Source organism: Serratia sp. SCBI, from assembly GCF_000747565.1.
Lineage (GTDB): Bacteria > Pseudomonadota > Gammaproteobacteria > Enterobacterales > Enterobacteriaceae > Serratia > Serratia ureilytica.
Genome location: NZ_CP003424.1, coordinates 1,921,464 through 1,948,018, shown reverse-complemented (window position 1 = coordinate 1,948,018; position 26,555 = coordinate 1,921,464). Strand labels below are relative to the sequence as shown.

Below are 26,555 nucleotides of genomic sequence, written 5' to 3'. Positions count from 1 at the left end.
TCCTGTTCAAATCAGAAACGAACCAGCGCCGAGCCCCAGGTAAAGCCGCCGCCGAAGGCTTCCAGCAGCACCAGCTGGCCACGCTGAATTCGCCCGTCTCGCACGGCTTCGTCCAGTGCGGAAGGCACCGAGGCGGCAGAGGTGTTGCCGTGACGATCGAGCGTCACCACCACTTTGTCCATCCCCATGCCCAGTTTTTTCGCCGTTGCGCTGATGATACGCAGGTTGGCCTGGTGCGGCACCAGCCAATCCAGCTCGCTGCGGTCCATGTTGTTGGCCTGCAACGTCTCATCGACGATGCGCGCCAGTTCGGTGACCGCAACCTTGAAGACTTCATTGCCCGCCATGGTGACATAGGCCGGCTTGTCTTGATTCTGACGATCCTTGTAAGGCAGCGTCAGCAGGCTGCCGTAGCTGCCGTCGGCATGCAGGTGGGTAGACAGAATGCCCTGCTCTTCAGAAGCCCCCAGCACCACCGCCCCTGCGCCATCGCCAAACAGAATGATGGTGCCGCGATCTTCAGGATCCAGCGTGCGCGACAAGACGTCCGCGCCGATAACCAGCGCATGTTTGACCGCGCCGTTTTTCACGTACTGATCGGCCACGCTGAGCGCATAAGTAAAGCCGGCGCAGGCCGCAGCCAGATCGAACGCCGCGCAGTCTTTGATGCCCAACATTTGCTGCACCAGGCACGCCGCACTCGGGAACGCGTGAGTCGTCGTGGTGGTCGCCACGACGATAAGCCCAATGTCTTCTTTAGCCACACCTGCCATTTCCAGCGCTTTCTCAGCGGCCTGGAAGCTCATCGTCGCGACGGTTTCATCCGCAGCGGCGATGCGGCGTTCGCGAATACCGGTACGCGTGACGATCCACTCGTCAGAGGTATCCACCATTTTTTCCAAATCAGCATTGGTGCGCACTTGTACGGGCAAATAACTCCCCGTACCGAGAATCTTTGTATACATGTACGATCAGTCACTCTTAGGTAATACAGCCTCAAGGCGCGCAGCAATCCTTTCCGGGACTTGCCGCTGCACCGCCTGCACAGCCTGTTCGATTGCGACTGCAAACGCGTGAGGGTTCGCAGCGCCGTGGCTCTTGACTACGGTGCTGCGCAATCCTAACAGACATGCGCCATTATACTGGTCGGGGTTCAGGTGGCCGAACCGCTTGACCACCCGTTTTTGCAACCAACGGCCCAACAATTTCAGCCACCAGGCTCGCTTGTTTCCATCGCCGGACGATTTCAGCAGCGATAAGAACACCCTGACCACCCCTTCCATGGTTTTCAGCGTGACGTTGCCCACGAAGCCGTCGCAGACCAACACATCGGTCTTACCGGTGAGCAGTTCGTTTCCTTCCAGGTAACCAATATAGTTGATTGCCGGAGTATTTTTTAGCACAGCGGCCGCTTCCCGGATATTATCCAGGCCTTTGGTCTCTTCTTCGCCGATATTCAGCAGCGCCACCCGCGGTTGCGCAATGCCGATCACCTCTTCCGCCATCACCGCGCCCATCACGGCAAACTGCACCAGCATGGTGCTGTCGCACTCGACGTTAGCGCCCAGATCCAGCACCACGGTTTTGCTGCGCTGCTGGTTCGGGATCACCGTCATCAGCGCCGGGCGCTCAATGCCCTCCAATGGCTTGACCAATAGCTTCGCCAATCCCATCAGTGCGCCGGTATTGCCGGCGCTGACGCAGCCCTGCGCGTTGCCGCTGCTGAGCTGTTCGAGCGCAATGCGCATCGACGTGCCGCGGCTGGCGCGTATCGCTTGTGAAGGTTTGGCGTCGCCGGCGATCACAGACTCGGCGGGCACGACTTGCAGACGCTCCAGAAGAACCGGATCGGCGTGGGCAAGCAAAGGGGAGATGGCGTCGGGATTACCGACCAGCAAGAGATGAAGCTGTAAATTAGAGGCCAGTGCCTGCAACGAAGCAGGCACTGTGACGCAGGGACCGAAGTCCCCGCCCATTGCATCTAACGCCAGGGTTAGACGAGTCAAGGTATCGCTACTTAGCCGATAACCTTGCGACCGCGGTAGAAACCGTCGGCAGTGATGTGGTGACGACGGTGAGTTTCACCGGATACTTTGTCTACAGACAGAGTAGTCGTGGTCAGAGCATCGTGAGAACGACGCATGCCACGCTTGGAACGGGTTGGTTTATTCTGTTGTACGGCCATGGACCTTACTCCTCAATTACTTACGCTTTAAACTGGCTAATACGGCAAACGGATTCGGTTTCTCCGCCTCGGGAGGCAGTTGGCCAAATACCATGTCCGCTTCGGACACTTCACAGTGTTCAGATTCATGTACCGGAACGACAGGCAGTGAAAGAATAATTTCGTCTTCAATCATTGCCAACAGATCGACTTCGCCAAACTCGTCAACTTCGATCGGTTCGTACGCTTCCGGTAATGCCTCAGCCTGCTCATCATTGACGACCGGGCTAAAACAATATGTTGTGTGAACCTGATGTTCGAACGGGACTCCACAGCGTTGGCACATCAACGTTACCGTGACGTCCGCATGCCCTGTTATCACCGCGAGGCGTTGATTGTCGATATTAAACGACAACGACACCTCAACATCACTGTCCACACTGACCACGGAGTCGGCAACACGAGTAACCTGCTCAGGCGCATAGACACCAGCATAGTCCAGGCGTTTCTGAGCGGTACGTACCGCATCAATGGTCAAGGGTAATTTTACCTTTTGCATAGGGCGCGCATATTAACTTTGTAACGACATAGAGTCAAAGAAAAAGGCCGTAAAACGGCTCCTTTCACCAATATTCGCTTCCACAGCGGCCGACAGTTTAAAATGCCGTACCCATTTACGCTACGGTTTGCGAAAAAAATTATGCAGAGATTGCTTTTAGCCTCCACCTCCCCCTATCGAAAGATGCTGCTGGAGAAACTGCAGCTGCCGTTCGACTGCGCCGCGCCGGAGGTGGATGAAACCCCGCTGCCGGGCGAAGGCGCGGAAGCGCTGGTGCTGCGCCTGGCGGCAGCGAAGGCCCAGGCGCTGGCCCTCGCCTACCCCGAGCATCTGATCATCGGTTCCGATCAGGTCTGCGTGATCGATGGCAGCATCACCGGCAAGCCCCATACCGAGGAAAACGCCCGCGCGCAGCTGCGCCAGGCAAGCGGCCAGGCCGTGACCTTCTATACCGGCCTGGCGCTGTACAACGGCCGCAGCAAACAGTTGCAGGCCCTATGCGAGCCTTTCCACGTGCATTTTCGCGCGCTGAACGAAGCGGAGATCGCCGCCTATGTGCGTCTGGAGCAACCGCTGAACTGCGCGGGCAGTTTCAAGAGCGAGGGGTTGGGGATCGCGTTGTTCGACAGGCTGGAAGGCCGGGATCCGAACGCCCTGATCGGCCTGCCGTTGATTGCGCTGTTGGAGATGTTGCGGGCTGAAGGCATCAACCCGCTGGTGTGACGCGGATTATTTGGCGGCCTGTCGGCGCAGCACTTGCAGGCAGTGACGCAGCTCTTCGTCCATCGGCGCTTCGATACGCATCGTTTCGCCGGTGGCCGGATGCTCGAAGCGCAGCGCCGCGGCGTGCAGGAACAGACGCTTCAGGCCGGTACCTGCCAGTTGACGATCGAACTCGCGGTCGCCATAGCGATCGTCAAAGGCGATCGGATGCCCGACATGCAGGGTGTGCACGCGGATCTGGTGGGTACGCCCGGTGATTGGGCTGGCCTTCACCAGGGTGGCGAATTCGTAACGCTCCTCCACCTTGAAGCGGGTTTCCGAAGGCTTGCCTTCGCTGTTGACGCGCACGATACGTTCGCCGCTTTGCAGAATGTTTTTCAGCAGCGGCGCCTGTACGGCCTTGCAGTGGGACTGCCACTGGCCGCGCACCAGCGCCAGATAATCCTTCTGCATGCCCTTCAGCCGCAGTTGCTCATGCAGCGAACGCAGCGCGGAACGCTTCTTGGCAACCAACAGCACGCCGGAGGTATCGCGATCGAGCCGATGCACCAGCTCCAGGAAACGGGCCTCAGGGCGCAGCGCCCGCAGCCCTTCAATCACGCCGAAGCTCAGGCCGCTGCCGCCGTGCACCGCGGTGCCGGAAGGCTTGTTGAGGATCAGCAGGTGGTCATCTTCATACAGAATGCAGTCGGCCAGCGCCGCCACCTTATCCAGCTTCGCCGACACCGGCGCCTCTTCGCGCTCGGCCACGCGCACCGGCGGCACGCGCACCACGTCGCCGGCCGCCAATTTGTATTCGACCTTGATGCGCCCTTTATTAACCCGCACCTCGCCTTTGCGCACGATGCGATAAATCATGCTCTTCGGCACGCCTTTCAGGCGAGCGAGCAGAAAGTTGTCGATTCTCTGACCGGCTTCGTCGTCGGAAATCGTGATGAATTGTACTGCTGGATTGTTCGTTTTCATGGTGCGGGATTCTAAATAGAGCGCGTGAATAGCGCCACATCTTTTTCTGTGCTTAACTGTCTCTCTGACGGCGGGCGAAACCCCAGCGGACAATAAGGCAGCAAGCCGATTTGAACGTTTGCGATTTCTTCCGCAGTTAAGGAAAAGTCACCTTGCTATAACGGCATCAGCAGTGGAATAATGCAGTCACTTTCCGCGTTGATTCTCGTTAAACAGGGAAAACGGTGGAATTATAAAATTTGTCTGATCGCGCAAAAACGCAGCAATGGCGTAAGACGTAATGCGAAATCAAACAATTAGCGGGCTGCGGGTTGCAGCTTGGCCGGCAAATGGAATCAGATCTGTCGACGTAAATCAGAGGCTATTCCCCTAGTAAAAGTGCTGTCTTTCACAAAGAAAAGCAGGCTTACCGAGATAATGCGCCCCTATGCAGGCGACAACCGTGAGGTTGACGGCTTTGCGAGAAGACACGGGGCTTTCGGTTTAACTCCGGCCATGAGGTTATTTTGCCCGCAGCTTTGTCGATAATGTAAAAATAACGAGTAAGTTAAGATGAAAAGAATGTTGATTAACGCAACTCAGCAGGAAGAGTTGCGTGTTGCCCTCGTAGATGGACAGCGGCTGTATGATTTGGATATCGAAAGTCCGGGTCATGAGCAGAAAAAAGCGAATATTTACAAAGGCAAAATCACCCGCATTGAACCAAGTCTTGAAGCAGCGTTCGTGGACTACGGCGCAGAACGACATGGTTTCCTCCCTCTTAAAGAAATCGCCCGCGAATACTTCCCTAGCAATTACTCTTCCCATGGCCGCCCGAACATCAAAGATGTGCTGCGCGAAGGCCAGGAAGTCATCGTTCAGGTAGACAAAGAAGAACGTGGCAACAAAGGCGCCGCCTTGACCACCTTCATCAGCCTGGCGGGCAGCTATCTGGTGCTGATGCCGAACAACCCGCGCGCCGGCGGTATTTCTCGCCGCATCGAGGGTGACGATCGCACCGAGCTGAAAGAAGCGCTCTCTTCGCTGCAACTGCCGGACGGCATGGGCCTGATCGTTCGCACCGCGGGCGTAGGCAAATCCGCCGACGCGCTGCAGTGGGATCTCTCCTTCCGCCTGAAGCACTGGGAAGCGATCAAAAAAGCCGCCGAAGGCCGCCCTGCGCCGTTCCTGATCCACCAGGAAAGCAACGTTATCGTGCGCGCCTTCCGCGATTACCTGCGCCCGGACATCGGCGAAATCCTGATCGACAACCCGAAAATTCTCGATCTGGCCAAAGAGCACATCGCCGCGCTGGGCCGCCCGGATTTCAGCAGCAAAATCAAACTGTACAGCGGTGAAATTCCTCTGTTCAGCCACTATCAGATCGAATCGCAGATCGAATCCGCCTTCCAGCGCGAAGTGCGCCTGCCGTCCGGCGGCTCGATCGTCATCGACAGCACCGAAGCGCTGACCGCCATCGACATCAACTCCGCACGCGCAACCCGCGGCGGCGACATCGAAGAGACGGCGTTCAACACCAACCTGGAAGCGGCGGACGAAATCGCTCGCCAGCTGCGCCTGCGCGACCTCGGCGGCCTGATCGTCATCGACTTCATCGACATGACGCCGGTACGCCACCAGCGCGAAGTGGAAAACCGCTTGCGCGACGCCGTGCGTCAAGACCGCGCGCGCATCCAAATCGGCCGCATCTCCCGTTTCGGCCTGCTGGAAATGTCGCGTCAGCGCCTCAGCCCGTCGCTGGGTGAATCCAGCCACCACGTGTGCCCACGCTGTAACGGCACCGGCACCATCCGCGACAACGAATCGCTGGCACTGTCCATCCTGCGCCTGATCGAAGAAGAAGCGCTGAAGGAAAACACCAAAGAAGTTCACGCTATCGTACCGGTTCAGGTCGCTTCGTACCTGCTGAACGAAAAGCGTGAATCCGTCAGCGCGATCGAAAAACGTCAGGGTGGCGTGAAAGCCGTCATCGTGCCGAACGATGAAATGCAAACCCCGCACTACTCAGTGCTGCGCGTACGCAAGGGCGAGGAAACCTCTACCCTCAGCTACCTGCTGCCGAAACTGCACGAAGAAGACATGGAGCGTCCGCTGGAAGATGCGCCGATGGAACGCAAGCGTCCGGAGCAACCGGCCCTGGCTTCCTTCTCCCTGTCCGCCGATGTGCCGCCGCCGGCTGAAGAACCCGTCGCCGTTGCCAAACCTGTCGCTGCAGCCGCCAAGGCTAAAGCCGCAGCGCCGGCCACCGCCAAGCCGGGCTTCCTGGGCCGCCTGTTCGGTGGTTTGAAGAGCCTGTTCGCCGGTGAAGAACAACCTGCCGTCGAAGAAGCCAAACCGGCCGAAACGCCGAAGGCGGAAGGCAACGGTGAAAACCGTCGTCAGGATCGTCGCGGTCAGCGCCGTCAAGGCACCGGCCGTAAAGAGCGCGGTGAGCGTAGCGACCGTGGGGATCGTCCGGAACGCGGCGAACGTAAAGAGCGCGGTGAAGGCCGTGACAATCGCGAACGTGACAACCGTGAACCGCGTGAGAACCGTGAAGGCCGTGAATCGCGTGAATCCCGCGATGAGCAGCGCCGTAACCGCCGCAACCAGCAGCAGAACGCGCCGGTAGCGGAGGAAACTGCCTCGGAAGAAAGCGCTAAAGCGCCGCGCGAAGATCAGCAGCAGCGCCGTGAACAGCGTGCTGAACGCCAGCGTCGTCGTCAGGAAGAGAAACGTCAGGCTCAGCAGGAAGTGAAAGCGCTGGAAAGCGTTGACGCGGTCGAGAGCACCGACGAAGAGCAGGAAGAACGCCAGCAGCAGAACATGCAGCGCCGTCAGCGCCGCCCTCTGACGCAGAAAGTGCGCATCCTGTCCGCGGAAGAAGAGCTGCAGCGCGCAGCGGAAGAGCTGTTGGCGCCGAAAGCGCCGGTAGCGAAAGCCGAAGATGCGCAGCCAACCGCCGACGACAGCGTGAAGCTGCTGCCGGAAACCGTTGCCGCTCAGGCGGAAGACGATGCCCAGGGCGAAAACCGCGGTAACGGCGAAGGCATGCCGCGTCGTTCCCGTCGTTCACCGCGTCACCTGCGCGTCAGCGGCCAGCGTCGCCGTCGTTACCGCGACGAGCGTTACCCGCTGCAATCCCCAATGCCGTTGGTGGGCGCGTTCGCTTCTCCGGAAATGGCATCAGGCAAAGTCTGGGTAAGCTACCCGGTCGCTCAGGTTGAAGAAGCCGAAGTGCAAACCGAAGCCGTAGAGCAGGCGCAGGTTGTCGCCGCAGCGGTTGAACAGCACAGCGTTGCCGTGGAAGAAACTCAGGCCGCGGCCAGCGTCAACGAACCGGCACCAGAAGCCGCCGTTGAAACTGCCGCCGTCACCGTAACGGAAGAAGCGGCAGTCGTAGCACCGGTTGTTGCCACCCCGGCCGAGGAAACCCCGGCGCCGGTGGAAACCGCCCCGGCAACGGTTGCGGTTGAAGAACCGAAAGCGGAAGAGACTGCCCCTGCAGTGGAAGCTCAGCCGGTAGCTGAAACCGTAGCGGCAGAGCCAGTGGTTGAAGCTAAGCCAGCGGAAGACGAGCCTGTGGTCGAAACTGCACCGGTAGAAGCCGCGCCGGCGGAAGAAGCGTCAGTGGTAGAAGCCGCACCTGCAGCGGCAGCCGCTCCGGTAGAAAAAGCGCCGGAACCAACGGCCGCCGAGCCTGCGCCTGCGGTTGCTCAGCAGCCGGCACCGGTGAAAGCCGTGCAGGACGCGCTGTACAAACACATCGCCACTGCGCCGATGACCAAAGCGCCTGCGCCGGCCTACGTGCCGGAAGAACGCAAGCACAGCGACTGGCAGCGCCCTTCCTTCAACTTTGAAGGCAAAGGTTCAGCCGGTGGTCACTCGGCAGTGAGCCAGGCCACCGCGCCGGCCACCAAGCCGCAGCCGGTTAACGAATAAGTTAATCTGCACACCTAAAAAAACCCGCCGACGGCGGGTTTTTTCTTGCCTGCAAAAAGCTCAGGCGATCTTTTTCAGTTTTTTGATGTCCAGAACATCCAACTTGCCGTCAAGTCGACTGACGAACTGCTGAAAATGCGCCGTCTCATTATGCTTATCCAGCACTTCGCTGCTGGCCCAACGCTCAAAGAACACGAAGGTGCCCGGTTTTTCCAGATCGCGATGCAAATCATATTGCAGGTTACCCAGCTCCTGGCGGCTCGGCTCGAGAATGGCGTGCACCGCTTCACTGACTGCGGCCTCAAATCCCGCTTTCGCTTGCAGGGTGGCGATAACGCGTACTTCCATTGTTTTCTCCCTTTCCACTTGATGAAAGTCGACGCTATTGGCGTCGGCATCGTTGAATTCCTTGCCACTATGCGCCTGCTGCGCCGTTGATTTCAACTTGTCGCCAACAAACAGATGCATCTGCGGCACTTTCCGCTTATCCTTACACCCCGGCGTGAATAAACCCATTATTCGCTTTTCATTAGACGTATTTGACCGCCGGAGCCTAGCTAGATGACCGCACAACCTCAAGTTCTGAAAATCCGCCGCCCAGACGACTGGCATATCCACCTGCGTGACGATGAGATGCTGAAAACGGTGGTGCCCTATACCAGCCAGGTATTTGGCCGGGCGATCGTGATGCCGAACCTGGTTCCGCCCGTGACGACCGTGGCCGCCGCGCGCGTCTACCGCGATCGGATTCTGGCGGCGGTGCCGCAGGGTCACAACTTCACTCCGCTGATGACCTGTTACCTGACCAACTCTCTGGCGGCCAGTGAACTGGTCAGCGGTTTCGAGCAAGGGGTGTTTACCGCCGCCAAGCTGTATCCGGCCAACGCCACCACCAACTCCAGCCACGGCGTCAGCGACGTGACCGGCATTTACCCGCTGTTCGAGCAAATGCAAAAAATCGGCATGCCGCTGCTGATCCACGGTGAAGTGACCGATCCTGCCGTCGATATTTTCGACCGCGAGGCGCGCTTTATCGAACAGGTGATGGAGCCTATCCGCCGTCACTTCCCGGAACTGAAAATCGTCTTCGAACACATCACCACCAAAGAAGCGGCGCAGTACGTGCAGGCAGGCAACCGTTTCCTCGGCGCCACCATCACCCCGCAGCACCTGATGTTCAACCGCAACCACATGCTGGTCGGCGGCATTCGCCCACACCTGTTCTGCCTGCCGATCCTCAAGCGCAACGTCCATCAGGAAGCGCTGCGTCAGGCGGTTGCCAGCGGCTCGGACCGTTTCTTCCTCGGCACCGACTCCGCGCCGCACCTCAAGCATCGCAAAGAGTCCAGCTGCGGCTGCGCCGGCTGCTTCAATGCGCCGAATGCGATCCCGGCTTACGCTGCCGTCTTCGAACAGCTTGGCGCGCTGGAGCACTTCGAGGCCTTCTGCTCGCTCAACGGCCCACGTTTCTACGGCCTGCCGATCAACGAAGATTTCATCGAACTGCAGCGCGTGCCGACCACCCAGCCGGAAGAGATCGCCCTGGGCAATGAATCCGTGATCCCATTCCTGGCCGGCGAAACCCTGAACTGGTCGCTGAAAGGCTGATATTTTTGCTTCGCCCTCTTGCCCTCGCTTACGGTTAACTGTATAAATAAACAGTAAATCGCTTCGGGGGCAATTATGCGTGTTGAAGTCACTATAGATAAAACCCGGCCGCTGCCGTCGGGCGCCATTGAGGCGCTGACCGGCGAGCTGGGCAAACGGGTCAATCGCCAGTTTCCAGGCGCCGTCGTGCACGTCCGTTATGCCGGCGCCAACGGGCTCTCTGTGCTGGGGGGCGCCAAAACCGACCGGGATCTGATTGAGGAAATCCTTCAGGAAACCTGGGAAAGCGCGGACGAATGGTTCAGCGCAGAATAACACTGCAATGCTGTTTTTGCCGGGGGTCGCTCTCCGGCTTTTTTGTTTCTGGCGCCCTGCCCATTCATCGCTTACCCTTACTCTGGAACCAAATCCGCCTCAGCGCTGTATTTAACGCAAAGGAGTAAGCATGGCCCCGGACAAGGTGAAATCCGAAGACGCAATGACGTTTGGCGAATTGCTGGCGCTGATTGCCGATCAGAAAAGACGCTTGAACGTACTGGAAGTGGCCTTCTCTTACCTGGCCTTCAGCCTGGATGACAAAGCCAACCAACGGCTGATCCACAGCCTGAGGCTGGAATCGCAAAGCCAGAATCGCGACACCGAAACGCAGAAACATTTCGCGCACTTGGCAGAAGAACTGGAAAAATGTCTGCACGGCTCCGCCCCACCCACCGGCGGCGCGGAATAACGCCACAGGCTTTACTCATCGCGCGTTCGCACCCGAATTTGTAGAATAATTGTTCAAATAAATATTTATTTTGCAATTTTAGGTGACAACCCCTCCACCGATGAAAGCGGATGCGTATACTGTAATTGCTCTCATGATGATGAGCCGCATTGATCCTCGTTAGTCACTCACGGTAGTTACTACTCAATAAGGGGTCTTTATGGACAGAAATGATGAAGTAATTCAGACGCACCCGCTTGTCGGTTGGGATATCAGTACTGTCGACGTTTACGACGCCATGATGATACGCCTTCATTACCTGTCTTCACTAGACCAAACGCCCGAAGAAGCCCAAGTAGACCGAACGCTTTGGCTGACCACAGATGTCGCCCGTCAATTAATCAATATCTTAGAGGCCGGCATCGCCAAGATTGAAGCTACGGATTACCAGGATCTTGATCGCAGAAAACATTGATTCATCGTCTCCTACCCCCTAAGGCGCCGCGACCTTTCCCGGCGCCTTTTCTTCGCCTTTCGCCGTTCAATCAGTGCATTGCGTCCGCCAACCTTTTATCATGGGGGCATAAGAAATCGCTATCAGAGAGGGTTGGCACGTGGAATATGATTTGATTGTGGTGGGCAGCGGTTCCGTCGGCGCGGCGGCAGGCTATTATGCCACGCGGGCCGGCTTGAAAGTGCTGATGATCGACAGCGCTATCCCTCCGCACCGAAACGGCAGCCATCACGGCGATACCCGCATTATCCGTCACGCATACGGCGAAGGCGAAAAGTACGTGCCGCTGGTGCTGCGCGCGCAGGCGCTGTGGAATGCGCTGATTCAACAATCCGGCGAGGAACTGTTCCAGTCGTGCGGCGTGCTCAACCTGGGGCCACAGCACTCCGAATTCATTCGCAATGCGCAGCTCAGCGCGCAAAAATTCCGCCTGAACGCGCAAACCCTCAGCGCCGAACAGATCAATCAGCGCTGGCCAGAATTCCGAGCACCGGAAGGTTATGTCGGCGTATTCGAGCCAGACGCGGGGTTCCTGCGTACCGAGCTGGCGATAACCAGCCTGATCAAGCTGGCGAAAGAAGCCGGCTGCAGCCAGCTGTTCAACTGCCCGGTCAACGCGGTAGAACCCATCGATGGCGGCGTTGAGGTCATCACCGGCGAAGGGCGTTTCACGGCGCGAAAAGCGGTGATCACCGCCGGCACCTGGGTCAAAGCGCTGTTGCCGCAACTGCCGATCGCGCCACTGCGCAAAGTCTTCTCCTGGCATCAGGCAGATGGCCGCTACAGCGTGAACAATCGTTTCCCGGCCTTTACCGTCGAAGCGCAAGACGGCACGCACTATTACGGTTTTCCGGCGGATAACGACGGCCTGAAAGTGGGCAAACATGACGGCGGCCAGCCGATGGATGCCCCCGAGCAGCGCAAACCCTTCGGCAGCTACGCCAGCGACGGCACGGAAGTTTTCTCCTTCCTGCGGCAATTTTTGCCGGGTGTAGGCGTATGTTTACACGGTGAAGCCTGCAGCTATGATATGAGCCCCGACGAAGACTTTATTATCGATACCCTGCCGGATTGCGATCGCCTGATGGTCATCAGCGGATTGAGCGGCCACGGCTTCAAGTTCGCCAGCGCTCTGGGCGAGATCGCCGCGCTGTTCGCGCAGGACAAAGCGCCGCCGGTTGACGTCTCAAGCTTTGGTCTGAAACGATTTAGCTGAGCGAAGGATTTCGCTGTCCAAGTCCCCCTCAGGCACTGGACAGCGAAATTTGGCGGTTACAATTTGTTAACCTGCTAACTCTTTTAAATACCAAGTAAAAATCCTGATAACGGAAATTTCTTATATTCAGCAGTTGAATTTCCGAATTGAACACTTGCAGTGTAAGTCCTATTTTACAGAAGATATGCTCCATCGGCTTTCAACAAGGACGTCACCATGAAACTACTTGTCGTGGACGAATGCTGCTTCACCCGGGTCGGTATAGCCAGCTACTTTGCTGATAGTGGGATCACGACGATCAAGTGCTGCCACAGCATTGAATACGCTACATCGCTGTTGGCCAGCTTTCAGCCGAGCCACATTCTGGTGAACCTCAGCAACCAATGCCGCTATAACGAAGCGGACGCGCAACTGCAGGCCTTTATGGAAGCCAGCCAGTGCGCCTTGCTGTTTATTTATCTCGATACACCTTACCCTTACAGCGAAGCGCCAATGCGCATCGCCGATAACGCCTTTCTGTTCAATAAAAGCATTCTGCCGCTCACCTTACGCACGCTGCGCGAGAATCCGCTGGCGCTGGCCGATGACGGCGAAGAGCGTTCCCTGTTCAGCCCGCAGGAGCTGACGGTAATGAAGTATTGGATGGCAGAGATGCCTAACTACCGCATTGCGAAAAAACTGCAGATCAGCTCCCATACGGTCTATGTGCACAAGCGTCACATCACGGAAAAGATCAACGCGCGCAACCGGCTGGAGTTTTACTCGCTGTATAACGTGCTGCGCTATTTCTACCCGCCGAGCACGCCGGCGAATTCAACGCCGCTGGCGCTGTTGGCCGTGTAACCTCAAGCCTGCGATAACGCAGGCTTTTTTTATCGCCACTTTCCCGCCACTCACGCGCGGCGCGCTATAAATGACGCCGAGAAAAGGACTATAATCAAGGGTCCTTCTCTTCAGGCGGCTGAAATGTTAAACCGAATACTGGCGGCTATCGTCAACAATGTGCGTGAGCATCTGGTGCTGTACCTTTGTCTGTGGCTGGTGCTGCTGGCGTTGGATGTCTATTTCTTTTTCGTCATGTAAGCCATGCCGCCGTTATTTCCCCGATTGAGCTTCAACCGCTTCGGCGATCCCGCCCAGGTGCTGGAATTGCAGCAGACGAGCAGACCGTTGCTGCGCCCCGGACAGCGGTTATTGCAGATGCGCTATGCCCCGATCAACCCTTCCGATCTGATCCCGATCCACGGCCAATACGCGCACCGCATCGCCCTTCCTCAGGTGCCGGGATATGAAGGCGTGGGCGTCGTCGTCAATCCGCAGAATGGGCATTCAACGGGCCGACGCGCGCTGGCGGTAGCGGGTAACGGCAGTTGGCAAACGTTCGTCACGCTGCCTGAAGATCGGGTGGTCTGGGTGCCGGACGACATCGACGACGCCTGCGCAGCGCAAATCTATATCAACCCGCTCACCTGCTGGGTGCTGTTGACCCAATGGCTGCCGCTCAGCGCCGGCGACGTACTGCTGCTCAACGGCGGCGGCTCCGCTGTCAGCCTGCTGCTGGCGCAGCTGACGGCGCTGCGCGGCATTCGTCTGGCGGTCGTGGCGCGCAACGCCGCTCATCGCCAGGCGTTGCTGGCCGCCGGCACCTGGCGCGTTATCGAAGCGCCGCAGCTGGCGGAAATGACGAATTTTGGCGCCCGTGCGGCCATCGACTGCATTGGCGGAGAAGACGGATTGCAGTTGGCGCGGGCGGTTCGCACCGGCGGCGATTTTGTGGCGCTGGGCCTGCTGAGCGGCCGCCAGGTAGACTGGCGGCGCGTGGTGGACGAGTTAAAGCTGCGCGCTTCGCTGTTCCACTTGCGCAAATGGAACGCACAGGCAGCGCCGGCGCAATGGCAGACGGCGTTTTATCAGTTATTCCTGCTGCTGCGACGCGGCCAGCTGGCGCTGCGCCCGCCCGCCGCGATTTATCCTTTGCGTCAGTACGCAGCGGCGCTGCACCACGCCGCCCAGCCCGGCGTGAATTGCAAAATATTCCTTACGCCGACGACATCGGAGACGATTGCGGTGGATGAACTATTATTCAACGGGGTTCCCAATAAATAAAATGCAATGGAGGAAAAGGTAATTTTTCCGGTAATACTAATTCATTAGTCCTGAGATACCCTTTTATTAGGGCGCCGGACATTATTAAGCTATCAATCTCTACACTTTGAGATAAGACGCATCGTTACCCAAGAAATAACGATCGATAATAAAATGAGCATAACAATTAGAGAGTCAAACGATGAGCTCATTAAACCTAGTGGGTTTGAGATCTTCGCCACCTTTAAGTACGTATCCTCTGATAGACGCCTGAAAACCACTTCAGCCAGTACGACAAAGTAGATCAGAGTCAATACGATATATGCAATTACTCTCTTCATTGGTCATCCTTGCATTATTTACTGTTCAATATATAATCGCCTAATGGATTCTACATCAAAGGAAATGATAACGCATGTCCTATCTCAAGTTAAAGATGCAGGCAGACCGAGCCATTGCCCTAAGTATTGAGAGGTCCCTTGGACAACTCAAGAAAGACACTACCAGTACTGTACAGAGTTTTAGGTCTGGTGCCGAGCGAGCAAGTTGGTATGGTTCCTGTCTGTTTGATGACTACAAAGACGTATGTAAGCAGTTGAGGCAAGAAGATACCCGCATGTTGTTATCAATTCGGCAGGTGTACCAGCGAAAAGACGTAGTACTGGATATGGTGGAAATCTATTTTAATATTAAGCTTAGTAGGATCAGTGCCCCAGGTCAGCATAAAATTATGCAAGCTATCACTGAAAAACTTGCTAACCATGCATCAGAAAAGTTTTCTAAATTGTCAGTTGCGTATACGATCGCAAAACTAATTACTGAATCCCACGACTTCAAAGAATCACATATTAACATCATCAATAAAAGTAGTTTAGTTGCCGTAAGCGTTTTAAGTTTCTATGGAAAAATGCAAACAGCCGCCATTTCTGCAAGAAAACTTCAATTTTCAGATCCTAACTATTACTCTGCTCTCTACAAAGAAAACCTAGAATTGCTGTACTTTATGATCGAGCCAGAAATGAAAAAAATCATCTACCTAACTAATTCAGGATCTAATAATGAAGAGGAAATCATTTTCCTGATGAACAAGATCCTCACAAAATGAAGTGGTTGATTGAATGGCTGGGTAACTCGTTCGCTTACCTAATCCCTATCGTACTCATTATTGTCGGCGGGGTTATTCTCGTTTCAGTGTTTCCAAAGACTGGTTTTTATCTCACCCTCATCTGGGCCATTGTCGTTTGTGTCGCCTATGTAAGGTGGTCTAAGTGGCTGTAGTATTTACTGAATGGCCAATGTTCACAGTATGCATTAGCAGTAGAAGCGTTAAGCCACCGTTGGATGGCTTATTCAAAATTCATTAATAACGCACGGCTCAACGTGGCCACAAGAAATTACCTCACTCCGGCGCCGCCGGAGGCTGGCGCGGCGGGCGGCCGTCCCCCAGGATAACCGCCAGCCGATAGCCGCCCTCGGTAGTCTCCAGCGCGATGCGCGCCACGATCGTCAGCGGCACCGACAGCAACATGCCCACCGGGCCAAGCAGCCAGCCCCAAAAGATCAGCGACAGGAACACCACCAGCGTCGACAGCCCCAGCCCGCGCCCCATCACGCGCGGCTCGAGGATATTGCCGATCACCATGTTGACAGCGATAAAGCCGCCCGCCACCACCAGCGCATCTCCTAATCCGTTGAACAACAGCGCCTGAATCAGCGGCGGAATGGCGGCCAATACCGAGCCAATGTTGGGAATGTAGTTAAGCAGAAATGCCAGCAGCCCCCAGATAAAGGCAAAACGCACGCCGACCGCCGCCAGGAAGATCCAGACGATTACCCCCGTGGCCAGGCTGATGATGGTTTTAATCACCAGATAGCGCGTCACGCCATCCAGCGCCCGCCGCATCGCGGCGAGCCCCTCGTTCGGTTTATCCAGCGCCTGCTGCAGCTTGTAAGGCAGCAACTGCACTTCGAACAGCATAAACACCACGGTCATCAGCAGCAGGAAGACGTTGGTCATCGCGCCAGACAGGTGCCCCAGCATGCGGGTGACCAGATTCATCGCCGCGCTGGGATCGACATACTGCAGCATCGCTTCGCTGGAAAGGCTGATATTGAAACGGCCGGCGTAATGCTGCAGCTCGCGCAGCTTCTCGATCATCATGCCGCGGTACTGCGGCAGCGAACGGGCGAACTCGTTCAGCGAAGCCCCCAGCATGCCGATAAACAGCATCACGACCACGATCACCGCCGTCACCAGCAGCGTCACCCCGACGATACGCGGCACCCGTTTACGCTCCAGCATCGCCACCAGCGGATTCAGCACCATGGCGAGAAATACCGCCAGCAAAAACGGCACCACAATGTCGGCGGCGGCTTTCACCCCGGCCAAAATGATCACCAACATCGCCAGCAGGACGGCCAGTCGCAGGCTGCTGTCGGTCACACGGGTTCGGCCCATGACGTTTCCTTGTTATTTCACTGGGTTAACCGGCGCCAGGGCGCCGGCTCTTGGCGCTAATGGTAGCAAAATCCGCCGCTGCACCGCAGGGGATTTAGCGCAACCGTTCGACAAAGTTAATCTTTCCGCCCTGCCCTGCGCCGCAATAAATAGGCATAACCTTTGCCAACAAATAATCTCGCCGGGCAACTCACGAGGGGTTTACGTAAAATGACAAAAGCTGACATTAATAGATAATAGCCCCATTTTTCAATGATTAGCATGAAACTCTCGTGAGCGAAATAATATTATCTCCAACGATTTATCTGATTAACTCCGAACATCTCGAACAAATTCACTGACTAATATTTCAAAGTAGTAACATAGTTAAATTTATTATTGATTTTATGTTTCCTAAAGTTTAATTATTGCAGCCAGCCAATCGGTAATCGAAGGAAACAGGATGCTCTGGAAAAATACCGCCGATCGTTTCGGCCATGTGTCAGTGTTGATCCACTGGCTGGTGGCGCTGACGGTGTACGGCATGTTCGCACTCGGCCTGTGGATGGTCACGCTGGGCTATTACGACGTCTGGTACCATCAGGCGCCGGAGATCCACAAAAGCATCGGCACGCTGCTGTTCATCGTGATGGTGATCCGCGTGGTCTGGCGCTTTGTCTCACCGCCGCCCAAACCGCTGGCCAGCTATGGCCGCCTCACTCGCGTCAGCGCCATCCTCGCGCATCTGGCGCTGTACGCCGTGTTGTTCGGCATTCTGATCAGCGGCTATCTGATCTCCACCGCAGACGGCCAACCGATCAGCGTGTTCGGCTGGTTCAACGTGCCCGCCACCGTGACCGGCATGGCGGAACAGGCCGACACCGCCGGCGCCATACACCTTTACCTGGCCTGGGCCGTGGTAGTGCTCTCGGTACTGCACGGGCTGGCCGCGCTTAAACATCACTTTATCGATCGTGATGTCACTTTGAAACGGATGCTGGGTAGCAGCGCCGATTAACCTTTGGATTTATGGAGATTGCTATGTTGAAAAAGACCGTATTGGGCCTGACCGCAGGCGCCCTGCTGCTGAGCGCCGGTTCCGCACTGGCGGCAGACTACAAGATCGACAAACAAGGCCAACACGCCTTTATCGAATTCCGCATCCAGCACCTGGGCTACAGCTGGCTGTACGGCAGCTTTAAAGACTTCGACGGCGGCTTCACTTTCGACGAGAAAGATCCGTCCAAGGACAAGGTCAACGTGACCATCAATACCGCCAGCGTCGACACCAACCACGCCGAGCGCGACAAGCACCTGCGCAGCGCCGAGTTCCTCAACGTGGAGAAGAACAAGCAAGCCAAGTTTGAATCCACCGAAGTGAAGAAAAGCGGCGACGGTTACGCGGTGGTCGGCAACCTGACGCTGAACGGCGTCACCAAACCGGTTACGCTCGATGCCAAACTGATTGGCCAGGGCAACGATCCGTGGGGCGGCTACCGCGCCGGTTTTGAAGCCAACGGCAAGATCAAGCTGAAAGATTTCGGCATCACCACCGATCTTGGCCCGGCGTCGCAAGACGTTGAGCTGATCATCTCCGTAGAAGGCGTGCGCGAGAAATAAAAAAAAGCCCGGCTTGGCGGCCGGGCTTGTCGGTTCCTCAGGCTCAGCGGGCTGGGCCTTCTTCTTCCGGTGCCGGAATGTGCATCGTGGTCTGCAACAATCCTTTCGATTTATTGAAAATCTTGACGCCGTTTTCGCGGCCGGCGCGGCGCGCGCGTTGCTCTTCGCGCGGCAGCTTCAGCTCTTCGCGGCAAATCTCGCTGCAGCATCCTTCAAACTTGGCGGCGCAGCTCGGGCACTGAATGAACAGCAGATGGCAGCCGTCGTTCTTGCAGTTGGTATGGGTATCGCACGGCGCGCCGCACTGGTGGCAGTTGGCGATCACATCGTCGGAGATGCGCTCACCCATACGCTCATCGAACACGAAGTTTTTGCCGATAAACTTCAGCGGCAACCCCTGTTCTTTCGCTTTGCGGGTGTACTCGATAATCCCGCCTTCCACGTGATAGATGTTTTTAAAGCCGTTGTGCAGCATATAGGCGCTGGCTTTTTCACAGCGAATGCCGCCGGTGCAGTACATGACGATATTCTTGTCTTTGCTGTCCTGCAACATCTCCACCGCCATCGGCAGCTGATCGCGGAAGGTATCCGACGGCACCTCGATGGCGTTTTCGAAATGGCCGACTTCGTACTCATAGTGGTTGCGCATATCGACGAATACCGTATTCGGATCGTCGATCATCTGATTGACGCGATCGGCCTGCAGATACTCACCGACGTTGCTCGGATCGAAGCTCTCGTCATCGATGCCGTCAGCCACGATGCGCTCGCGTACCTTGAGGCGCAGCACCCAGAAGGATTTGCCGTCGTCTTCCAGCGCGATATTCAGGCGGACCTGATCCAACGCCGGGTGCGAGGCGAACAGCGCGGCTTTGAACGCGTCGAAGTTATGCTGTGGCACGCTGATCTGCGCGTTGATGCCCTCTTTCGCCACGTAGATGCGGCCGAACACCTTCAGTTTTTCGAACTGAACGTACAGGCTGTCGCGAAACGCCTTGGGATCGTCGATGGAAAAGTATTTGTAAAAAGAAACTGTGGTGCGCGGCTCGGTTTCCGCCAGCATGCGCGCCTTCAGTTCCTCATTAGAAATTCGGTTATGTAACACTGGCATGGTGTACTTTCCTGTCTTTCGGGAGGTGACTGATTACCGCGCGCAGCCAGCCGGCCCGCGCGCGGCGCACATCATACCCGAAAAACCGCCGCCGCGCAGCCCTGGCGCTCGCGTGCGCATACCTGCATCGCGCACTCATCCCGGATGCCACCGTATTGACCTTCCTGATAATGATATCGCCATGGGCTTTTGGCAGGAAACATTGTGGAAAAATTCGGCATTCGATGCATATTTAACGCCCAAAAGGGGATTTTAATGCGTTGTGTTTTCCCGGATCGTCAGAAAAATGCCACAATAGTCGCAAACAATCGGCAGAAACGAACCTAGCGACCGAGCCCACCCGGCCGTCAGACCATGCTATGACTCTGTCATTACACTTAAACAACCGTATTAAAACAGAGAACCCATGACTCAAGTTCCTACTTTCAATCGCTCCTTACTGCACCCGCGCTACTGGCTGACCTGGGTAGGCATCGGCTTGCTGTATCTGCTGGTGTTGCTGCCTTATCCCGTCATCTACTGGCTCGGCACCTCGATCGGGCGATTTTCCATGCGCTTTCTCAAGCGACGCGTCGTTATCGCCCAACGTAACCTCGAACTCTGTTTTCCCGACATGCCGCAGGCTGAACGCGATGCGCTGGTGGTAAAGAATTTCGAATCGGTCGGCATGGGGTTATTTGAAACCGGCATGGCGTGGTTCTGGCCGAACTGGCGCATCGAGCGCTGGTTCAAGGTCAGCGGCCTGGAGCACATTCAAAAAGCGCGCGACAACCATCAGGGCGTGTTGCTGATTGGCCTGCACTTTTTGACGCTGGAGCTGGGCGCGCGCATCTTCGGCATTCACAACCCGGGCATCGGCGTTTACCGCCCGCACGACAACAAGCTGATGGACTGGCTGCAAACCTGGGGCCGGATGCGTTCCAACAAATCGATGTTGGATCGTAAAGACGTCAAAGGCATGATCCGCGCCCTGAAACAGGGCGATATCATCTGGTATGCGCCGGATCACGACTACGGCCCGCGCAGCAGCGTTTTCGTGCCGCTGTTCGCGGTGGATAAAGCCGCCACCACCACCGGCAGCTACGTGCTGGTGCGGATGGGCAAACCGGCGATCATTCCGTTCACCCCGCGTCGCCTGCCGGACGGCAAAGGCTATGAGCTGATCATGCAGCCGGCGGTGGAAGACTTCCCGCTGGACAACGAACTCGACGCCGCCGCCTTTATGAATAAAGTGGTGGAAAAAGAGATCCTGATGGCGCCGGACCAATACATGTGGCTGCACCGCCGCTTCAAGACCCGCCCGGAAGGCGAGCCTTCGCTGTACTGATCACGCAAACCCGCCGCCGGCGGGTTTTTTATTGCGCGCCCCTTGAGAATCGCCGGCGAGGGTGGGATGGTAATGCTTTTGCCGCCACCCTTGGAGCCGCCATGTACATTGTCAGCCTGACCTACCATCGCCCGATCGCCGACGTCGACAGCCACCTTGAAGGCCATATCGCCTGGCTTAAGAAATATTTTCAGGACGGCACCTTCGTCGCCTCCGGCCGCAAGAATCCCCGCACCGGCGGCGTGATCCTGGCCAAAGGCATTGAGCGTGCTCGGCTGGACGCCATCCTGGCCGAAGATCCGTTCAACGCCGTGGCCCACTACGAGGTCACCGACTTTAGCGCCACCACCACCGCTGCCGGTTTCGAGGCGCTGGCCGGACTATAAAACGCTGTAAATTCCGCGCGCCAAGCGCGGAATAAGGTTTAAACGCCATTTTTAAAACTTTATTTCATTTTTTGCCCTATCTGCGTCCCCTCGTTTGCCGTCGCCGCGCCTGCGGCGCATACTTACCACGCTAACTTTCACGTTTTGCCCCATCATCTCGCCACCGGCAAAACGCGTCACCTTTCGGCAGTGGACATTTATGGCTTCGGCAGCAGAACCCGTTAACTGGAAACGCAATCTTTTCGTCGCCTGGCTGGGATGTTTTCTCACCGGCGCCGCCTTCAGCCTGGTGATGCCGTTTCTGCCGCTGTACGTAGAGACGCTGGGCGTTACCGGCCATCAGGCGCTCAACATGTGGTCCGGTCTGCTGTTCAGCATCACCTTCCTGTTTTCCGCTATCGCCGCGCCGTTCTGGGGCGCCCTGGCCGATCGACGCGGCCGCAAACTGATGCTGCTGCGTTCGGCGCTCGGTATGGCGATCGTCATGGCGCTGATGGGCATGGCGCAAACGGTCTGGCAGTTTCTCGCGCTGCGTGCGGTGCTGGGGCTGCTCGGCGGGTTCATTCCCAACGCCAACGCGCTGATCGCCACCCAGGTGCCGCGCAACCGCAGCGGCTGGGCGCTCGGCACCCTGTCCACCGGCGGCGTCGGCGGTGCGCTGGTCGGCCCGCTGATCGGGGGGCTGCTGGCCGATTTATACGGCCTGCGCCCGGTGTTTTATATCACCGCCGCGGTGCTGTTCGCCTGCTTCGTGCTGACGCTGCTGTATGTCAAAGAACAATTCACCCCGGTGCAAAAGCGCGACATGCTGCACGCAAAACAGGTGTTCGCTTCGCTGAAAAACCCGAAGCTGGTGCTCAGCCTGTTCGTCACCACCATGATCATCCAGATCGCCACCGGCTCGATCGCGCCGATCCTGACGCTGTATGTGCGCGATTTGGCCGGCGCCACCCACAATCTGGCGTTTATCAGCGGGCTGATCGCCTCGGTGCCCGGTGTCGCGGCATTGATGAGCGCCCCGCGGCTGGGCAAGCTGGGCGATCGCATCGGCCCGGAACGCATACTGGTGTTCATGCTGATCGTTTCGGTGCTGCTGCTGATCCCGATGGCGTTCGTGCAAACACCGTGGCAACTCGGGGTGCTGCGTTTTCTGCTGGGGGCGGCCGACGGCGCGTTGCTGCCAGCGGTACAGACGCTGTTGATTTATAACTGCACCAATCAGGTGGCCGGCCGTATTTTCAGCTATAACCAGTCGTTCCGCGACGTCGGCAACGTCAGCGGCCCGCTGCTCGGCGCCGCAGTCTCCGCCGGTTACGGTTTTCGCGCGGTCTTCGGCGTCACCGCGCTGGTGGTGCTGTTCAACGCCGGCTATTCCTGGTGGTGTCTGCGACGACGGCCGGGCTATATGCGGGAAGATACGCTGCAGGAAGAGCAATAGCTGCATTTATCGCCAGCTTTCGCCATTGGCCGGATCAACGGCGCGTTTCCCCTATTTTTAATAATGCTTTCTCGCCGCCGGTGAATTTTCACCTAACTCAGAACTTTCTTAATACAACATCTTGTTTATCAACAAATAATTAACTTTCAGCGCATAAAACCCGCTGTCAATCATATTCCTGTCACAACCAACAGAAAAACCAGAAAAGGAGATGCTTGTCGACTTTTCGTCTAAAAAATGGGATACAGGTACTAGACAAAACCAACGACCAGTTATCAAATGGTTAAATAATATCACGCCAGATGTGAACCATCGGCCAAGTGAAGAAAAGGTCAGCACGCTTTCCACGGTTTATCAGCGTTGCAGCCGCGGTTTTGTCGGGTAATCCGCATTGGGCGGATCGCCTTCATTAAATACACATACATACCACAGTACGGGCTGCAGCCTTGCAGCGCCTTTTATTGGGAAATCGTTATGCAATCCTCTGTCAATAAGTCAGAAAGCCGGACCTTCTTCGGCCATCCCTATCCGCTGGGTTCTCTGTTCTTCACCGAAATGTGGGAGCGCTTCTCGTTCTACGGCATCCGTCCGCTGCTGATCCTGTTTATGGCCGCCACGGTGTACGACGGCGGCCTGGGCCTGGCGCGCGAGAACGCGTCGGCGATCGTCGGCATCTTCGCCGGCAGCATGTACCTGGCGGCGCTGCCGGGCGGCTGGTTGGCGGACAACTGGCTCGGCCAACGCAAGGCCGTCTGGTACGGTTCGATTCTGATCGCGCTCGGCCACCTGTCGATCGCGCTGTCCGCAGTGATGGGCACCAACCTGTTCTTCATCGGTCTGATGTTCATCGTGCTCGGTTCCGGCCTGTTCAAGACCTGTATCTCGGTGATGGTCGGTACGCTGTACAAGAAAGGCGATGCGCGTCGCGACGGCGGTTTCTCGCTGTTCTACATGGGCATCAACATCGGTTCGTTCATCGCCCCGCTGATCTCCGGCTGGCTGATCAAGTCACACGGCTGGCACTGGGGCTTCGGCATCGGCGGTATCGGGATGCTGGTGGCGTTGGTGATCTTCCGGGTGTTCGCCGTCCCGGCGATGAAACGCTATGACCGCGAAGTGGGCCTGGACTCCACCTGGAACAGCCCGGTCGCGAAGAAAAAAGGCGTCGGCGCCTGGTTGCTGGCGTTGGCGGCCATCCTGGTGGCGGTCATCGTGCTGATCGCCCAAGGCACTATCGTCATCAATCCGGTCGAGGTGGCCAGCGTGCTGGTGTACGTGATCGCCGCGTCGGTCACGTTGTACTTCATCTATCTGTTCGCCTTTGCCGGCCTGAGCCGCAAAGAGCGCGCACGCCTGCTGGTGTGCTTCATCCTGCTGATCTCCGCCGCGTTCTTCTGGTCAGCGTTTGAACAGAAACCGACCTCGTTTAACCTGTTCGCCAACGATTACACCAATCGCATGATCGGCGACTTCGAGATCCCGGCGGTATGGTTCCAGTCGATCAACGCCCTGTTCATCATCCTGCTGGCACCGGTCTTCAGCTGGGCCTGGCCTGCGCTGGCGCGCAATAACGTGCGTCCGAGCAGCATCACCAAGTTCGTGATCGGCATCCTGTGCGCCGCCGGCGGTTTTGGCCTGATGATGCTGGCCGCGCAGAATGTGCTGAGCAACGGCGGCGCCGGCGTATCGCCGATGTGGCTGGTGGGCAGTATCCTGATGCTGACGCTGGGTGAGCTGTGCCTGAGCCCGATCGGGCTGGCCACCATGACGCTGCTGGCGCCGGAGAGAATGCGCGGTCAGATGATGGGGCTGTGGTTCTGCGCCAGTGCGTTGGGCAACCTGGCGGCCGGTCTGATCGGCGGTCACGTCAAGGCCGACCAACTGGATATGCTGCCGAATCTGTTCGCCCGCTGCTCAGTCGCGTTGCTGATCTGCGCCGCCGTGCTTATCGTGCTGATCGTGCCGATTCGCCGCATGCTGGAAAATACCCAGTCCAAGAGCGCGCAAAAACCGGCGACCAACGCCTGACGGATAGCCCGTTTTATCTCGCAAACCGGCGCTCGATGCGCCGGTTTTTTTATGCCTGCCAGGCCTGATGCTGCAATACCACCCGGTAGCCATCAGGATCTTCAAAGGTTTGCCCCGCCCGATCCCAATAGGGATTATAGGCGGCGACCGATAAGAATCCCGCCGCCCGCATCCGCTCACACGCGGCCCGCCATTCGTTCTCATCCGGCAGATAAAATACCAGTAGATGATCCTGCGTCGGCGCCTGCCCGACCCGCACCCCACGATGCTGCGTGAACTCCAGATGGTAGGCATGCTGCGGATGCCCGATCATCATGCCGTCGAACCCCTGATGATCGACAAACTCGCCCAGCTTTTCGAACCCCAGCCCGCGGCAATACAGCGTAGCAATCTCTTGCAACCGGTCGGTCGGGCGCGCGATGCGCAACACCGCTTTGGCTATCGACATGTCCTCCTCCTCCTCATGATAACGTCATACAGCGCCATGCCCGCCAGCATCGCCAGCAGGAACGGCCATACCCGGCTTATCTCCGCCCCGGCCAACACCCAGGCTGGGCCGGGGCAAATACCCGCGATGCCCCAGCCGATGCCGAACAGCGCGCTGCCCGCCAGCAAACGACGATCCAGACGCCCGGCGGCCGGGATCTGCAGCGTTTCCCCCAACAGGCTACGCTCTCGTCGCCTCACCCACAGGAAGGCCGGCGCCGCCACCGCGATCGCACCAGCCATCACCAACGCCAGCGAGGGATCCCACGCGCCGGTAACGTCGAGAAACGCCAACACTTTGGCTGGATTGGCCATGCCGGCGACGATCAGCCCCAGACCGAAAATGACGCCGCTCAGCAGCGCCAACAGCGTTTTAAGCATTCTCAACCTCCCGCCAGGTGGCGCATCAACCACACGGTCATAAAGCCCAGCAGCATAAACACCGCCGTGGCGGCCAGCGAACGCGGCGCCAACCGTGCGACGCCGCACACGCCGTGCCCGCTGGTGCAACCGCTGCCCAATCGAGTGCCCAATCCCACCAACAGCCCTGCGGCCGCCAGCCCACCGTTGCCGACCGCGATCTCACCGGACGGCAAAGCCGCAGCGGCAGCATACAGCCAGGGAGAGAGCAGCAACCCGCCAATAAATGCGGCGCGCCAGCCCCGCTCCTGGCCACCGGCACTCAATACACCGCCGGTAATGCCGCTGATGCCGGCAATCCGGCCGTTGAACAGCAGCAGCAGCGCCACCGCGCCGCCGATAATGGCCCCGCCCGCCAGCGCGGAATAAGGCGTGAAGTGTTGCCAGTCAATGGTCATCGCGGTTCTCCGGTTGTGGGCAATAAAGCTGATACAGGGTATGGAGCAGCGCCAGCGCTTTGGCATCGGCCACCGCATAGTAAATCTGCTTGCCGGCGCGCCGGGTGGACACCAACCCTTCCTCCCGCAGCACGCCAAGCTGCTGGGACAGCGTCGGCTGGCGGATATCCAGCGCCTGCGCCAGTTCGCTCACCGCCATCTCGCCCTGACTGAGCCGGCACAGCAGCAGCAGCCGATCTTCGTTACCCAGGGTGCGCAGCATCGCGCCGGCCTGCGCCGCCGCCTTACGCATCGCGTCAATATCCATTGCCCCTCCATCAATATACAAAATTATATAATATTATTTTATAAAGTATTGACACGCAAAGCCACAGGCTGGCGTGAAATAACGCCGCATGGCATGCTGTTTGGTCTTATCCTTTTGCCGCGCGGAGGGCGCCAG

The 26,555-nt window shown here is 57.5% G+C and carries 29 protein-coding genes; 17 read left to right on the top strand and 12 right to left on the bottom strand.

Features of this window, described 5'->3' with window-relative positions:
* Window positions 1-11: 11 nt before the first annotated feature.
* The 4 genes from SERRSCBI_RS09050 to yceD are packed head-to-tail and all read right to left on the bottom strand — an operon-like array spanning window position 12 to window position 2,723.
* Window positions 12-965 (bottom strand): beta-ketoacyl-ACP synthase III, encoded by a 954-nt coding sequence (locus SERRSCBI_RS09050; protein WP_033642683.1) that lies wholly within the window; start codon window positions 963-965, stop codon window positions 12-14.
* A 6-nt stretch (window positions 966-971) separates the two neighbouring features.
* Window positions 972-2,006, bottom strand: coding sequence for a phosphate acyltransferase PlsX (gene plsX, locus SERRSCBI_RS09045; RefSeq protein WP_071841648.1), 1,035 nt, complete (start codon window positions 2,004-2,006; stop codon window positions 972-974).
* Window positions 2,007-2,017: 11 nt separating this feature from the next.
* The gene (gene rpmF / locus SERRSCBI_RS24040) at window positions 2,018-2,185 is read right to left on the bottom strand and encodes a 50S ribosomal protein L32 (RefSeq protein WP_004927778.1); all 168 of its coding nucleotides are present in this window, start codon (window positions 2,183-2,185) and stop codon (window positions 2,018-2,020) included.
* 16 nt (window positions 2,186-2,201) lie between these two features.
* Window positions 2,202-2,723, bottom strand: a complete 522-nt coding sequence (gene yceD, locus SERRSCBI_RS09040) for a 23S rRNA accumulation protein YceD (protein WP_004927780.1) — start codon at window positions 2,721-2,723, stop codon at window positions 2,202-2,204.
* 141 nt (window positions 2,724-2,864) lie between these two features.
* Between yceD and SERRSCBI_RS09035 the strand changes: the two genes are divergently transcribed.
* The gene (locus SERRSCBI_RS09035) at window positions 2,865-3,446 is read left to right on the top strand and encodes a nucleoside triphosphate pyrophosphatase (RefSeq protein WP_042784201.1); all 582 of its coding nucleotides are present in this window, start codon (window positions 2,865-2,867) and stop codon (window positions 3,444-3,446) included.
* A 6-nt stretch (window positions 3,447-3,452) separates the two neighbouring features.
* On the opposite strand, the gene rluC is transcribed toward SERRSCBI_RS09035, so the two are convergent.
* On the bottom strand, window positions 3,453-4,412 hold the full coding sequence (rluC, locus tag SERRSCBI_RS09030; protein WP_042784200.1) for a 23S rRNA pseudouridine(955/2504/2580) synthase RluC: 960 nt from the start codon (window positions 4,410-4,412) through the stop codon (window positions 3,453-3,455).
* A gap of 552 nt (window positions 4,413-4,964) precedes the next feature.
* Between rluC and rne the strand changes: the two genes are divergently transcribed.
* On the top strand, window positions 4,965-8,333 hold the full coding sequence (gene rne / locus SERRSCBI_RS09025; protein ID WP_042784199.1) for a ribonuclease E: 3,369 nt from the start codon (window positions 4,965-4,967) through the stop codon (window positions 8,331-8,333).
* A gap of 60 nt (window positions 8,334-8,393) precedes the next feature.
* On the opposite strand, the gene SERRSCBI_RS09020 is transcribed toward rne, so the two are convergent.
* Window positions 8,394-8,681, bottom strand: coding sequence for a putative quinol monooxygenase (locus SERRSCBI_RS09020; RefSeq protein WP_042785682.1), 288 nt, complete (start codon window positions 8,679-8,681; stop codon window positions 8,394-8,396).
* A gap of 213 nt (window positions 8,682-8,894) precedes the next feature.
* On the opposite strand from SERRSCBI_RS09020, the gene pyrC reads away from it, so the two are divergent.
* The 9 genes from pyrC to SERRSCBI_RS08970 all read left to right on the top strand — a co-directional run bounded on the left by pyrC (window position 8,895) and on the right by SERRSCBI_RS08970 (window position 15,567).
* Window positions 8,895-9,941, top strand: coding sequence for a dihydroorotase (gene pyrC, locus SERRSCBI_RS09015; RefSeq protein WP_042784197.1), 1,047 nt, complete (start codon window positions 8,895-8,897; stop codon window positions 9,939-9,941).
* 75 nt (window positions 9,942-10,016) lie between these two features.
* Window positions 10,017-10,256 (top strand): DNA damage-inducible protein I, encoded by a 240-nt coding sequence (gene dinI, locus SERRSCBI_RS09010; protein ID WP_033650738.1) that lies wholly within the window; start codon window positions 10,017-10,019, stop codon window positions 10,254-10,256.
* Window positions 10,257-10,386: 130 nt separating this feature from the next.
* Complete coding sequence (locus SERRSCBI_RS09005; protein ID WP_033642676.1) at window positions 10,387-10,668, top strand: hypothetical protein; 282 nt, start codon at window positions 10,387-10,389, stop codon at window positions 10,666-10,668.
* Between the two features lie 199 nt (window positions 10,669-10,867).
* Window positions 10,868-11,122: a biofilm formation regulator BssS gene (bssS, locus tag SERRSCBI_RS09000; RefSeq protein ID WP_004927812.1), complete on the top strand. Its 255-nt coding sequence runs from the start codon at window positions 10,868-10,870 to the stop codon at window positions 11,120-11,122.
* Between the two features lie 139 nt (window positions 11,123-11,261).
* A complete protein-coding gene (gene solA, locus SERRSCBI_RS08995) occupies window positions 11,262-12,377 on the top strand; it encodes an N-methyl-L-tryptophan oxidase (RefSeq protein ID WP_042784195.1) in 1,116 nt (371 codons plus the stop codon).
* Window positions 12,378-12,593: 216 nt separating this feature from the next.
* Window positions 12,594-13,220 (top strand): LuxR C-terminal-related transcriptional regulator, encoded by a 627-nt coding sequence (locus SERRSCBI_RS08990; RefSeq protein WP_042784193.1) that lies wholly within the window; start codon window positions 12,594-12,596, stop codon window positions 13,218-13,220.
* A gap of 123 nt (window positions 13,221-13,343) precedes the next feature.
* The gene (locus tag SERRSCBI_RS24035) at window positions 13,344-13,460 is read left to right on the top strand and encodes a DUF2770 family protein (RefSeq protein ID WP_004927822.1); all 117 of its coding nucleotides are present in this window, start codon (window positions 13,344-13,346) and stop codon (window positions 13,458-13,460) included.
* A 3-nt stretch (window positions 13,461-13,463) separates the two neighbouring features.
* Complete coding sequence (locus tag SERRSCBI_RS08980) at window positions 13,464-14,483, top strand: zinc-dependent alcohol dehydrogenase family protein (protein WP_042784191.1); 1,020 nt, start codon at window positions 13,464-13,466, stop codon at window positions 14,481-14,483.
* A gap of 394 nt (window positions 14,484-14,877) precedes the next feature.
* Window positions 14,878-15,567, top strand: a complete 690-nt coding sequence (locus SERRSCBI_RS08970; protein WP_042784188.1) for a hypothetical protein — start codon at window positions 14,878-14,880, stop codon at window positions 15,565-15,567.
* Window positions 15,568-15,861: 294 nt separating this feature from the next.
* On the opposite strand, the gene SERRSCBI_RS08965 is transcribed toward SERRSCBI_RS08970, so the two are convergent.
* Window positions 15,862-16,920, bottom strand: a complete 1,059-nt coding sequence (locus SERRSCBI_RS08965) for an AI-2E family transporter (protein ID WP_042784187.1) — start codon at window positions 16,918-16,920, stop codon at window positions 15,862-15,864.
* Window positions 16,921-17,362: 442 nt separating this feature from the next.
* On the opposite strand from SERRSCBI_RS08965, the gene SERRSCBI_RS08960 reads away from it, so the two are divergent.
* Together SERRSCBI_RS08960 and SERRSCBI_RS08955 are read left to right on the top strand one after the other, a co-directional pair.
* Window positions 17,363-17,917, top strand: a complete 555-nt coding sequence (locus tag SERRSCBI_RS08960) for a cytochrome b (protein WP_033642671.1) — start codon at window positions 17,363-17,365, stop codon at window positions 17,915-17,917.
* 23 nt (window positions 17,918-17,940) lie between these two features.
* Window positions 17,941-18,519, top strand: coding sequence for a YceI family protein (locus SERRSCBI_RS08955; RefSeq protein ID WP_016928208.1), 579 nt, complete (start codon window positions 17,941-17,943; stop codon window positions 18,517-18,519).
* Between the two features lie 43 nt (window positions 18,520-18,562).
* Here SERRSCBI_RS08955 and SERRSCBI_RS08950 read toward each other — a convergent pair whose 3' ends face one another.
* On the bottom strand, window positions 18,563-19,630 hold the full coding sequence (locus SERRSCBI_RS08950; protein ID WP_033638032.1) for a rhodanese-related sulfurtransferase: 1,068 nt from the start codon (window positions 19,628-19,630) through the stop codon (window positions 18,563-18,565).
* 406 nt (window positions 19,631-20,036) lie between these two features.
* Between SERRSCBI_RS08950 and SERRSCBI_RS08945 the strand changes: the two genes are divergently transcribed.
* The 4 genes from SERRSCBI_RS08945 (at window position 20,037) to SERRSCBI_RS08930 (ending at window position 24,809) form a co-directional block, all read left to right on the top strand.
* Window positions 20,037-20,957 (top strand): Kdo(2)-lipid IV(A) acyltransferase, encoded by a 921-nt coding sequence (locus SERRSCBI_RS08945; RefSeq protein ID WP_033650733.1) that lies wholly within the window; start codon window positions 20,037-20,039, stop codon window positions 20,955-20,957.
* Window positions 20,958-21,058: 101 nt separating this feature from the next.
* On the top strand, window positions 21,059-21,343 hold the full coding sequence (locus tag SERRSCBI_RS08940; protein WP_042784186.1) for a YciI family protein: 285 nt from the start codon (window positions 21,059-21,061) through the stop codon (window positions 21,341-21,343).
* Between the two features lie 199 nt (window positions 21,344-21,542).
* Window positions 21,543-22,781 carry a multidrug efflux MFS transporter MdtG gene (gene mdtG, locus SERRSCBI_RS08935; RefSeq protein ID WP_042784185.1) on the top strand — a complete coding sequence of 413 codons (1,239 nt, stop codon included), beginning with the start codon at window positions 21,543-21,545 and terminating at the stop codon, window positions 22,779-22,781.
* A gap of 474 nt (window positions 22,782-23,255) precedes the next feature.
* A complete protein-coding gene (locus tag SERRSCBI_RS08930; RefSeq protein WP_042784184.1) occupies window positions 23,256-24,809 on the top strand; it encodes a peptide MFS transporter in 1,554 nt (517 codons plus the stop codon).
* 49 nt (window positions 24,810-24,858) lie between these two features.
* Here the strand turns inward: SERRSCBI_RS08930 and SERRSCBI_RS08925 are convergent, their stop codons facing one another.
* From SERRSCBI_RS08925 to SERRSCBI_RS08910, 4 genes are read right to left on the bottom strand one after another with little or no spacing between them, the layout of a single operon-like run.
* Window positions 24,859-25,257 carry a VOC family protein gene (locus tag SERRSCBI_RS08925; protein WP_033642666.1) on the bottom strand — a complete coding sequence of 133 codons (399 nt, stop codon included), beginning with the start codon at window positions 25,255-25,257 and terminating at the stop codon, window positions 24,859-24,861.
* A complete protein-coding gene (locus SERRSCBI_RS08920; RefSeq protein WP_042784182.1) occupies window positions 25,248-25,676 on the bottom strand; it encodes a YeeE/YedE family protein in 429 nt (142 codons plus the stop codon). Before SERRSCBI_RS08920 ends, SERRSCBI_RS08925 begins: the two co-directional genes overlap by 10 nt.
* Before the next feature lie 2 nt (window positions 25,677-25,678).
* Window positions 25,679-26,113, bottom strand: a complete 435-nt coding sequence (locus SERRSCBI_RS08915; protein ID WP_033642664.1) for a YeeE/YedE family protein — start codon at window positions 26,111-26,113, stop codon at window positions 25,679-25,681.
* Entirely contained in the window at window positions 26,103-26,420 is a 318-nt protein-coding gene (locus tag SERRSCBI_RS08910; RefSeq protein WP_033638023.1) for a helix-turn-helix transcriptional regulator, read from the bottom strand. Before SERRSCBI_RS08910 ends, SERRSCBI_RS08915 begins: the two co-directional genes overlap by 11 nt.
* Window positions 26,421-26,555 lie beyond the last annotated feature (135 nt).